This window comes from Mesorhizobium sp. P5_C1 (assembly GCF_054049815.1).
The window spans coordinates 1-10,612 of record NZ_JBFULQ010000175.1 but is presented as its reverse complement, the minus strand read 5'-3'; the positions used below and the strand labels follow the sequence as shown (position 1 = coordinate 10,612).

At 64.2% G+C, this 10,612-nt stretch carries 14 protein-coding genes; all 14 read right to left on the bottom strand.

The features are described from left to right. On the bottom strand, positions 1-556 hold a 556-nt coding region (locus tag ACXJ7R_RS15855; RefSeq protein WP_457152660.1), incomplete at its 3' end, for a hypothetical protein. After that, positions 556-768, bottom strand: coding sequence for a hypothetical protein (locus ACXJ7R_RS15850; protein WP_457152659.1), 213 nt, complete (start codon positions 766-768; stop codon positions 556-558). The genes ACXJ7R_RS15855 and ACXJ7R_RS15850, both read right to left, overlap by 1 nt. A 39-nt stretch (positions 769-807) precedes the next feature. Then, positions 808-2,667, bottom strand: a complete 1,860-nt coding sequence (locus ACXJ7R_RS15845) for a phage tail tip lysozyme (protein ID WP_457152658.1) — start codon at positions 2,665-2,667, stop codon at positions 808-810. Positions 2,668-2,760: 93 nt separating this feature from the next. Further along, on the bottom strand, positions 2,761-3,270 hold the full coding sequence (locus ACXJ7R_RS15840) for a hypothetical protein (RefSeq protein ID WP_457152657.1): 510 nt from the start codon (positions 3,268-3,270) through the stop codon (positions 2,761-2,763). A 9-nt stretch (positions 3,271-3,279) separates the two neighbouring features. Further along, entirely contained in the window at positions 3,280-3,711 is a 432-nt protein-coding gene (locus ACXJ7R_RS15835; RefSeq protein WP_457152656.1) for a phage tail fiber protein, read from the bottom strand. 33 nt (positions 3,712-3,744) lie between these two features. Continuing rightward, positions 3,745-5,703, bottom strand: a complete 1,959-nt coding sequence (locus tag ACXJ7R_RS15830) for a DUF3383 family protein (protein WP_457152655.1) — start codon at positions 5,701-5,703, stop codon at positions 3,745-3,747. A gap of 32 nt (positions 5,704-5,735) precedes the next feature. Then, positions 5,736-6,461, bottom strand: coding sequence for a phage neck terminator protein (locus ACXJ7R_RS15825; protein ID WP_457152654.1), 726 nt, complete (start codon positions 6,459-6,461; stop codon positions 5,736-5,738). A 10-nt stretch (positions 6,462-6,471) separates the two neighbouring features. After that, complete coding sequence (locus tag ACXJ7R_RS15820; protein ID WP_457152653.1) at positions 6,472-7,689, bottom strand: hypothetical protein; 1,218 nt, start codon at positions 7,687-7,689, stop codon at positions 6,472-6,474. Then, on the bottom strand, positions 7,683-8,237 hold the full coding sequence (locus ACXJ7R_RS15815; RefSeq protein ID WP_457152652.1) for a hypothetical protein: 555 nt from the start codon (positions 8,235-8,237) through the stop codon (positions 7,683-7,685). The genes ACXJ7R_RS15820 and ACXJ7R_RS15815 overlap by 7 nt, the downstream gene beginning before the upstream one ends. A gap of 1 nt (position 8,238) precedes the next feature. Beyond that, a complete protein-coding gene (locus tag ACXJ7R_RS15810; protein ID WP_457152651.1) occupies positions 8,239-8,628 on the bottom strand; it encodes a hypothetical protein in 390 nt (129 codons plus the stop codon). 6 nt (positions 8,629-8,634) lie between these two features. Beyond that, positions 8,635-9,054 (bottom strand): hypothetical protein, encoded by a 420-nt coding sequence (locus ACXJ7R_RS15805; protein WP_457152650.1) that lies wholly within the window; start codon positions 9,052-9,054, stop codon positions 8,635-8,637. 31 nt (positions 9,055-9,085) lie between these two features. Beyond that, positions 9,086-9,526, bottom strand: coding sequence for a hypothetical protein (locus tag ACXJ7R_RS15800; RefSeq protein ID WP_457152649.1), 441 nt, complete (start codon positions 9,524-9,526; stop codon positions 9,086-9,088). Positions 9,527-9,530: 4 nt separating this feature from the next. Further along, a complete protein-coding gene (locus ACXJ7R_RS15795; protein ID WP_457152648.1) occupies positions 9,531-9,854 on the bottom strand; it encodes a hypothetical protein in 324 nt (107 codons plus the stop codon). A 14-nt stretch (positions 9,855-9,868) separates the two neighbouring features. Then, positions 9,869-10,294, bottom strand: coding sequence for a DUF4054 domain-containing protein (locus ACXJ7R_RS15790; RefSeq protein ID WP_457152647.1), 426 nt, complete (start codon positions 10,292-10,294; stop codon positions 9,869-9,871). Positions 10,295-10,612: the final 318 nt, after the last annotated feature.

Here is a 10,612-nt window from a genome sequence, read left to right as displayed (position 1 = left end):
GACCAGACGAGGTCTGGAATTTCGCCAGCTGCGGGCCAGTCGCCTGCACCGTCTGCACGGTCCCGCCGTTGACCTGGGAAGCGCTGCTCGGCGATTGCGTGTTCGACATGGCGGCGCTGACCGCCTGGCGCACCTCGATCAGCCAGATATCGACCGACAGGAGCCCCAGGCCTTCATTCGAGCGGCGGCTGTAGTCGTAGTGAGTGAAGTTGCAGGAGAGGTAGACCGCCTCCGGCGTCACCACGTCGTAGAGGTTGGTGTCGGCCGCAACCGCGGCGATCGACGCCAGCATGGCCTCGCGGTTTGCCAGCGATCCGCCTGCGGTGAAGCGCAGCCGCGCGTCGTAGGGGACCTGGACCTTGTCATAGCTTTCGAAGGCCCCACGCTCGACCGGGAAGTCAGAGATCGACCATTGCTGGCGATACTGCACCTCGACGACGTTGTCGGCGATGACGACCGGCGCACCGCCGAAAAAGATCCCCCACTGCTGCTGCTGGAACAGGCCCTCAAGGAGCCCGATGGCGTCGCTCTCCAATACCTCAAGAATGCCAGCCATCACGCCAATCCGTAGTTTGCCTGAGCCGAGAACAGACGACGGTCCAGAGCGCCGCTGATGTCCCCTGCAATGCCGTTGGCGTCGGTCGCCTGGCTATGCACGTCGATCTTGCCGATATGGTTCTCGACCGAAGTTTTCGACGTCGTGGCGCCATGCGTGGCCGAGATGTTCGACAGCGCGGCCGATTTGGCCCCGGTGTTGATCGAGGCCATGCCCCGGTAGGTCTTCTGAGTGTAGTTGTCCGTCCCGGTCTAGGCGTTGTAGCCTTCGGCACGCTCATACATCGATGCGGCCGTCGCGCCCTGGGCATCGGTCTTGGCATTGCGCAACGCGGGACCAGATCGGTTCTCGGCTCCATTGATCTCGGACAGCGAGAACTGCAACTGCGTGTCGAAGTCGTTCCAGTCCTTGCCGCGAGCCTTGGCAAAGGCCATCAGCGCGCGCTTGCGAGGGGGAGACAGCCACTGGCCTATTCCCATTGCGCCGATGCTGTTGACCGACGAAGGGCCGCCAGCCGCCTCGACGTTCATCCAGCGCGAAACCAGCCCGCGCGCGCCGGCATCGGAGAGGCCGCCAGCGACGAGCGTCTGATAGGCCTGAGATTGCCGCTCAGGCGTCCACCAGCCCTTGGTGCCGCCGTTTCTACTCTGCGGGCCACCGATCCCGCCGCCAGCACCGCTGTCCTTGGCCGCAGGCGGGCCAAATGCGTTCCGCTCGCCAGCGCCGAACAGATTGCCGATGCCGCTGACCAGGTTGCTCCAGAAGCCGCCGCCATCGCTTTTCTGGTCAGAGATGGTGACGGGGAGCGGATTGCTCTTGGAAACGGGATTGCCGTCGACAGTGGTGCCGCCACCATTGTTCGCATATCGCTTTTGCGGACCGCTGCCATCGYAGTGTTTCATCTGGGTGATGGTGTCGATATCCCTATCGGTATAATAGACGCCTTTCCCTTGCCCTTGCGGGGTGTCGCCCGACAGCGTCAGCATGGCAAGCCAGGGCGATAGTTTGCCCATAAAGCCCATCACGCCAGCGCCTCCAGCCGCATCGGCCGCAGCGCCCCCACCGCCCAGACTGGCCAGCGAGCGAATGTTGGCGAGAACGCGGAGAAACTTTGCGCCGAGCCAAAGGCCGAACAGGATCTCGGTGGCATTGATGATGCCGCCCAGCCCGTCGACCACTTCCTTCGCACCCGTCGCGAAAGTCTGCATGCCGGTGCCGACGGCGTTCCAGTCGATCTTGCTGAGAAAGTCGAGGAAGCGCTTCACCGCCTCGACGATCCCGGTCTTTATCCACTCCTGGTTCTTGTCGATCCAGTCCGTCATCTTGGCGATGGCGTCGGCGATCGCAGGCCCGACAGTCTCCAGGACGGTGTTGCCAAGCGCGGTCGCCTGCTGGGTCAGTTGGACCCAGGTCGCTTGCAGCTTTTGCGCCGCAGCGATGGCGGTGTTGCTGGGAGCCAGGTTGCCAAGCTTGTCGAGATAGGCGTCGATGCCACGGCCCATCTTGTACATAAGCTGCTCGGTGGCCGGATCGATGCCGAGCGCCTGAGCGACGATGTGCGCGTCTGCCGGCCTCGTCTCGTGCAATTTCTGCAACGCGGCCGAGACGTCGGACAGATACTTCTCAATCCCGTGGTTGGGATCGATCGACATGCCGGTCCAGGCTTGCAGCTGCGAGAACTCGCGCGGCAACATCTGGCCGTTTCGGTTGAGGTCAAAGAGCTGCTTGTTGACGCGCGCCAGGGTGGCCGCCGTCGCTTCGGCAGAACCGCCGAACCGCTCCGAAGCGTTCTCCCATTCCGAGAGGCGCTGCGGCGTTTCACCGACGGTCGACGCAAAGCGGCCGAGCGCTGCGTCGGCAGTGATGATCTTGCCGGCAAACTCGCTTAGCGCCTGCGAACCGGTGATGACGGCGAACAGCTCGAGCACGCGGCGGGTGATCAGGTTTACTGTCTCGGCGGCCCGCTTCGAGCTCTCCTCGACCGTCTTGCCGCCTTTCTGGAATGCACCGACGGTCTTGAGCCAGCTCTCCGACGTCTTCTTTTGCTGGTCGTTGAAATTCTTGGGATCGAGACCGAGCGTAACGATCAGGCTGTCAATGACCGTTGGCATTTGCGTCCCTCTTCCTCAGCAGCATCAGGTTGTGCGCGTCGACCATCGCCACCTCTAGAAGGTCGTGGACGTCCTCGATCGACAGCCACTCGTCTAAGTCGCGGAGCGTGGCTTTGCCCTTTGAGAGAACCTGACCGATGGCTCGGGAGACGTTTTCGTATTCGAGGAGCCGGACGTCGGCGACTCCGCCGAAGTCGATTTCGACGGGCCGCCGCGCGTAAAAAAACCGATGTGCAGGTTGATCACTTCCTGCCGCAGCGTGACCAGCGTGGTGATCTCCTCGATGTCGCTCTCGAACAGCACGCGCTTGATGGCCGGATTGCGGGGGTCGGGCTTGACCATGACGCACTCCATCATCTCGTCAAGCAGCGGCTCGGCATCCTCGAAGGCGATTTTGGTGATCGCTCGAATGCCGATGATGGCAATGCCCTGCATACCCATGCCGGTGAAGTCGTCCGGAAGGTCGACGCCGGAGCGCGCCACGGCGAGAAGGGCGCGCATGGCCCATTTCTCCGCGCGCGCCGCCGGCATTTCGCAGATGTGGAAGGTCTTGCCCTCGTCACGACCAGGATCGGTGATCGTGATGTCGATCTCTTTACGCATGTCTTACCCTCAGTTCGGGACGCTTTGAACGCTCTGCCAGCGGATCGCGAAACGGCGCGGCTGCAGGATCTTGGCCGCCGCCGGCATCGGCGGCAGGCTGATAAGAAAGCCCTTGGTCGAGATGTAGGAGCGCCCAACCGATGGCAGCGTGGTGCTGCCGTTGGCATTGAAGACGTCCTTGGCCTGGATTTGCGTCGCCGCCCAGGTTTCAAAGAAGGCGATCGCCGGGGAATCGGCCTGCAGCACGAACGTCTGATTGGTCGGGTTGAAGACGAAGCCGCCCGACAGGATGCCGTCGACGCCCATGGCGGTCTCGATCTGATCGACACTGTCCATGTCGTAGATGTTGTCCGCAGAGAAGCCCTGCAGCTGGACCGGTGCCGGGAAGAGGTTCGGCACCGTGATAGTGATGACCGCGTTCGCGGACGTGAGGGTCGCCATTGATCTTGCTCCTGACGGGTGATTGGTTGCCGCTTACTGGACGAGGGTCGAGGTCAGCTCGATCTGCTGCACGGACTCGCCGTCCATGTAGAAGAAGTTGATCGGCGGGCTCTGGCGGGCCTGGCGCACCTGCGGCGTGGCATCCTTGACCTGCAGGTACCAGCCTTGCAGCTGGAGCGTGTCGCTGGCCTTGACGCCGGCCGCCGAGTTGATCTCGGCGATCTGGAGCGCCGACAGGGTGACGCCGGCGCGGATGGCGCCGAAGTTGAGCGCCTGGTTGATCGGGTCGAGACAGGCCGCCTTGATCAGCTCAAAGCCCGCCGTGTTGTAGGGCACTGAGTTCACGTTCTGGAGCAGCTCCATCAGCGCCAGCTGCAGCTGGCTGTTCAGCCAAATCTGGTTGATGTAGCTGTCCAGCCATTCGAACTCGCCCGACACCGTGCCGTTCTGGAACTCCAGGAACTGCTGCGCCGCCGTCGCATAGGCGCCGTAGAAGTTATAGCCGTTGGCGAAGAGATTGTTCGCCACCGTCGCGGTGGACACGCCGGCCACCAGGCCATCCTGACCACGGAAGGCGAAGGTGATGCGGCCATTGGTCTGCTGGAAGTCGATCGAGGCCGCAGCGCCGCAGATGAACGCGGCGATCTCGGCTGGCGTGGTCGGCCCGCCGTCGGGCTGGTAGATCGCGCAGGTGCCGTCGAGATTGGCGGCCTTGATGATGCTGCCGAAGCTCGACGTGGCATCTTCACTCTCGGTCGGCACGATGTCCGTGTCCCAGGCGATATAGGCGTAGCGCTTGTTGGTGCTGTTGACCCATGCGGAAAAGGCCTGCTTCTGCACCGAGCCCGAGCCATCGTCCGGATCGAAGATCGACATGAAGGTCGCCCAATTCTGGGTGACCTGGGTGATGTTGGTCATGAAAGCGGCAGGGGTCGTGCCATCGGCGCCCTGCGAGAGCACCGCGCCAGTCGCCTGGGTCAGGAAGAGATCGTCGGCAAGCGTGCCGGTCGCGAAGTCGACGGTCGARGCCTCACCGGCAACGCCCGAGGTGATGACGAAAGCGCCAGCCACGGAGTCGAAGGAGACCTCGAGCGGCGTGGCGGAAGCGGTTACCGTGCCGCTGGCCGCCGTCTGCGTCAGGTTGACGAAGTACGTGCCGGCGAGGCCAGAGCCGGTGCCAAGCTGCGTGATGCGGGTGCCTGCGGTCACGCCGGTACCGGCAAGCGTCTGGCCGACCGAAAGCGTGCCGGAAGCGATCGCCGTGACCGTGAGCGTGCCATAGCTGGCCGAGATGGCCTCGCTGGGGACGACCTGTTCGATCGACACCGCATATTCGCCAATGCCGCCCGTCGTGCCCGACAGCTGGTTGGTGATCGCCGTCCCTGCCGCCACACCGGCACCGGACACGACAGCACCGGCGACCAGCGTGCCCGAGGTGACGCCGGTCACATACATGACGTAGCCGGCGATCGRCGCGGTCACCGCTGCCGTTGCGGCTGCGATGGCGCCCGTCACCGTCGCGGCTTGCGGCGGGACTGCGTTGAGGCCCGTTTCGATCAGCGCCGCCGCAGCCGAGAAGCTGGTGGCGCCCGACAGGTCGAGCGCATTGGCGGTGCGGACAAAGCCGTCGACATCGACGAGGAGCGTACCGGTGAGCGCCTTGAGCTGGGCCAGCGAGAGTTGAGCCGCGCGGCCGCCGCGCAGATAGGCCGCGACCGAAGCCGAGGGATACTGCGCGAAAAGGATGGTGGCGGGCTTCTGTGTCGAGTTGTTGAACCCGTTGAAGTAGACCGCGGCGATCTCGGCTTCCTCCGAGGAAGCGCCGAAGAAATTCGACACCGAGATACCGTCGTTCGGGAAGGACAGCACCTGGCCGGTCGGGACGCGGGTGTTGTGGGTCAGCACGAGGCCGTTCATCACGAGCGCGTTGCCGCCGGCATTGAGAACGTTCGGAATGACGTTCACAAGCTGAGAGGCCGGGATGGTCGTCATGGACCAGGTCCTTTCTGTTTCGATTGAGGGGTTCAGACCGGGAAGGTCGCGTCGACGTTGACGACGTGGACCACGGCCTCGTCGGCGAATTGCTGCGGCAGGCCGAGTGCTTGGTTGGCCTGGATATGGACGTCGACGACGTAGCGGGTTTCGTATTGCTGCTCGCCGTTGAAGAACGGCACCTGCTTCGGATCGTCGGCATAGAAGGGCGCGGCATCGATGCCGGACGCGGCGAAGAAGTCCGTTGCTCGCTCATCGCGCATCAGGGTCGCGATCACCTGCGCCATGTCGGAAGCGACCGAGTCCGTTGCGCTGTGCACGTCGAGCTGGATCACCACTTCGGTCGGCTGCATGAGGGTCTCAGCTCCGCACGCCAGCAATTGGGCCGTCACGGTCTGCGCCGGCGCCACGGTGTAGGTTCCGATGCCGCCGGGCGTGCCGCCAGTCTGCGCGCCGACCAGCGTTCCAGCCGCCACCGGGGTTCCGAAGACGGTCGCGCCGGCCAGGATCGTGCCGAACTCGACCTGGGTGACCGTCATCACCGGATCAGTGATCGAAGCCTCGAAGGCGCAATCCTGAAAGGTGTCGACGTTGGTGGAGAGGCGACCGCGCCGGCTGACCGTCATGGTGACGAAATCGCCAGCGGGCTCAGGCACCCGGTTATCCTGGGACGACACCACCTCCACTCCCGCCGGCAGGATCGCCAGTAGAAAGAGGCGCAACACCGTCTGGATGGTCGATTGGCTGGGGCTGAGCATGCGATGGCTCCTATGCGGTCATCGCGAAAAGTTCGGCATCGCTGAACGTGAGGTTCGGGCCGACCAAATACTCTTCGTCGAGGCCATAGATCGAGTTCGGGCCAGCGCCGTTTGTGCCTTCATCGGCATGGTCGAGCGTCGGGGTTGTCGTCGCGCCCGTCCCCGACCCGACACTGCCATTGCAGGCAACCTTGATCGTGCCGTCTGCCTTGAAGTATCCGGCGACCTTGTTGACCTGGGTCAGGCCGTTGTCGAATTTCCACTTGCCCGCCGCAGAGGAAGCGCCGCCAGCGTTGGCCGAGAACTTGACCGACCCATCCGCCTGCACCGAACAGAAGACGCCCGTCGCGCCGGTGATGATGAAACCGCCTGTCGGGCGCATGCTGCGGCCCTGCCAGTAGAATGCGAAATTGCCCTGCTCCGCCGTGATCAGCGATTTCGGCGCGGCATCGGCATTGTTGGCCGAGGGGCGCGACTGCGAAAGGAAGATTGTTGCCGCAACCGTTGCCGCCACACAGGGGTTTGGCACGTTCACGCCGTTGGGCGGATTGAACATCTGGTTGAAGTCGGCGTCGATGACGTCGCCGGGGTTCGCCATCTTCAACCCGAAGACAGGGCTGGTCACGCCGGCCTTGGTGGTGAAGGCCAGTAGATACACGCCGCCGGCGCCGATCTCGGCCGTGATGTCCTCAAAGGTGACATTGTCGACGGTCGCCAGGATCGGGCCGGTTCCGCTGACGCGCTTGATGTAGAGCTGATACAGCGGCTGGCTGGACGCGAGCACAACGGTCTGCAGGATCGTGCCGCCGGCGTTGACGCAGGTCAGCCGGTTGCCGGTGTTGGCCGCGCCGTCGGCGCCGATAATGCCGGTGCGCGTGACGGTGATGTCTGCGCCGGCGCCACTCCTGACCCAGGCCGCGTTGGTCATGTCACGCGCCTGTAGGTTCAGGATCGTGGTGGTCGGGTAGGCCCAATGCCCGCGCGTCGTGCGGCGAAGGCCGGACGCGCCAACCGGCACCAGCAGGCCGGACGCTGCCGGCGCAAAGCACGCGCTCGTATTTGTCGGGTCGCGGAAAAGGCGACCATCGTCATTGTTGTTGCCGTAGACCTGAAAGCCGCCCCTGGCACGCCCATTGACGAAGTCAACGCCGTACTTGAAGCGCGCCAGCGGCGGTTTGTAGCCGTTGCCTAGCGCTCTTTTGGCGATCCTGCGGGCGGCTGCTACCACGCGACACCCATGCGAAGGGACATCTCCGAGACAGACAGGGGTGCAACCGGAATGGTCTTGGTCGTGACGACTGCGAACAGCGACGTCGACGATCCCACGATCTGCTTTGCGATGCCGTCCAGCGTGTAGACGGTGTGGGTGCCGAGCGGGCTCAGGCTGGCCGTCATCGGGTAGACGCCCAGAAGCAGCGCACTGTCGGCCGCCGCAATGACGGGCGCGGCGTGATCCGCAAACGCGCCAGCCGGCGCAGCTGAGAAGATCGCCACATCAAATTCCGTCGTCTGGAGCGTGCCCTTGAATTTCAGGGTCAAGCTTTCGAGGATGCCGGTGAAGGTTGCCGGCAGGACATTGGCAAACGCGATCACGCCGCCGATGACGAAGCCAGCGGTGTAGGCGCCGACGGTGACGGGCGGCACGACTTCAACATCGGCACCGCCAGACGTCGTCCCACCACCACCGCCACCGCTCGTCGGCAGGGGATTGGTTCCGGAGAACGGAACGCCGTTCGAATCGACGAGGCTCACCGCCCTGTCATTCACGCTCTGCATGTCAGGCTCCGTTCTGTAGCGTTATCGCGACCTTGTACCAGTCGGGCCATTCCTCGAGGACGTAGGCCACGAGCCAGGTGTTGCCCTCCGGCAAGGTGCCGGCCGGGAAGACGACGAGATCGCCGCCTGTCTGCAGCGGGCGCACAACGGCAAAGGCCGAACCGTTGAGGTAGATGGCGCGCCGCACACCCTGGATATTGAGGCCGTCGAGGTGCTGCAGGTCGCTATAGCTGAGCGCCTGCACCTGCACCGACACACCGGGCACATCGGCGTATTGCGGCGTCCTGGTGCCGTCGCCGGCTGTGGTGTAGCCGGTCGACCGTTTCAGCGTGGCGGTCACGAACGGGTTCACCGACGCAATCGCACCAGAAACGATCCCATGCAGATTCATGGTCGATCAGCCGACGCGATAGACCGAGAAGGCGTTGGGCGCCGTATTGATGAAGCGCAGGATGCCGCTCGACGGGATGGTCGGACCGCTGTGGGCCGGGAAGTCCATCGAACCGACCAGCGTCATGCCGGTGTTGGTGGTGATGGTCGCGTCCTCGGCATCCACGACGGAGGTGTTGATCACCGAGACGTCGAAGGAGTCGCCGACCGCGAAGGCAGCAGGCAGCGCAGCCTGGAGCACGGCAGCGGTCGGCAGCTGTTGCGCCGAGGGGGCGGCAGCGCCCTGCTGGACGGTGATGATGCCGGCGAGCAGCTCGGCGGGTGTCAGCAAGCCCGAGACGGTGAGCGCCACCGGCGCAGAGGTGTTGATCAGCGCGACGTTGGCATTCACCGTGCCTCGCTGGCTGTCCCAAATCGAAAGACGCATTGTCAGGATCTCCTTGAAAGGGTGTGCCGGGCTATTTCTTCACGGCATAGTCGACCGATGCGAGCATGTGGCCGGTGTCCACAAGCTGCTTGTCGTTGCCCTTGCGGGCGATGGTGGAAGGTTTCAGCGGCGTGCCGTCATAGGCCACGACCGCGGCCTGCAGCTGGCCCTTGATGGCTGCTCCGGCCTGACCGAGCGTCTTGCCCGCATCATAGCCATTGGCGACGAGAAGGCCGGCCACGGCGTCAGGCCATTCGGGGCTCTTGTCGGCGATCATGCCCCGGAAGAACGGGCGTGGCGGCGTGTCGCCCGAGCCGAACTCATTCAGCGCGGCGACCAGCGCGACGGGCGTGCCGTCAGGATAGGTCGCGCCCTCCAGGAAGCCGATATCGACAGAGGCGGCCTTCTGGAGGTTCTTCGATATCTCGGCAAGCTTTGCGGCGAGCTTGTCGCCGCCCGTGAGCTGCACCATCGGCTTACGCCTTTGCCGCCTTCGCCTTGGCGTCGGCCGCCGGATCGGTCGAGCCAGTCGCACCTGTGGCGCCGGTATCGCCGGTCGCTCCAGTCGCTCCGGTATCACCGGTTGCTCCGGTAGAGCCTGTCGATCCAGCCGCATCGGCGGCACCGGTTGCACCAGCATTGGCAGCGGGATCGACGACAGGCGTCTCGGGCTCCTGCGGAACCACGACGGGCGCCGGCGTCGCCAGGCGAGCATTGCGCTCGAGTGTGGCGATACGGTCCTCGGCCTGCTCGCGGAATGCGCGAAACTCGCGCGTAAACTGGCGAAGAAGCTGTTCCATGACGATGTCCTTTTCTACTGGTTGAGCCACGGGCTGAAGAAGCGGCGCGGGCCTGGGACGTAGCGCATCGTCCGGTAGGCGCTCGTCGCAGCCCAGAACGCCGCGCCGAATGGGGTCTGCATGAACCAGGCGTTGCTTGGCGTCACGGGGAAGTCGGCCGACACCGAGACGCTGCCCTCGGTCGCATCGGAGATACGCCCCACGATCCCGGCCGCTGGCTGGCCGTTGACACCGAACATGAGCTGGCAAATGTGCGCGACCATGAGGTTGAGCAGCGTCGTTTGCGTCTGGGCCGTGCTGACCGGGCCGCCGCCATCGTTGCGGCAATAGAGCTCCGCGATGGGCAGCGCGCCCTGCAGGACCTGTGTTTGGCTGAGCGTCGCGAACTGTGGGTAGATCGCCACGAAATTCGAGTAGCTGAAATCGACCTTCACACCCATGAATTTCCTCCGGCGCCGCCGCTTCCCCGCTGCATGAAACCGGCCAAAAAACCGGCCGCCCCGCGCGGGTTCTTCCAACGATCGAGCGAGCAGCATTGTCCCCCTAGCCGGCATCGGGGGTGGATGAGCGCGGGACGTTCCATCGGCAGGTCGGGTCGACCAGCCATGTGTTGAAATTGCTAGTGGTCAAAACCTAACGCTTGGTACCAGTGTGGTAAGCCCGCTCAGGGTGGAATGTTGCCATTCGTCTCGTCGATGGGAACGGACAAGTAGCGCCATTTGCCGACCCAGGCGGAACAAGCCGCGAAGGTCTCGTTA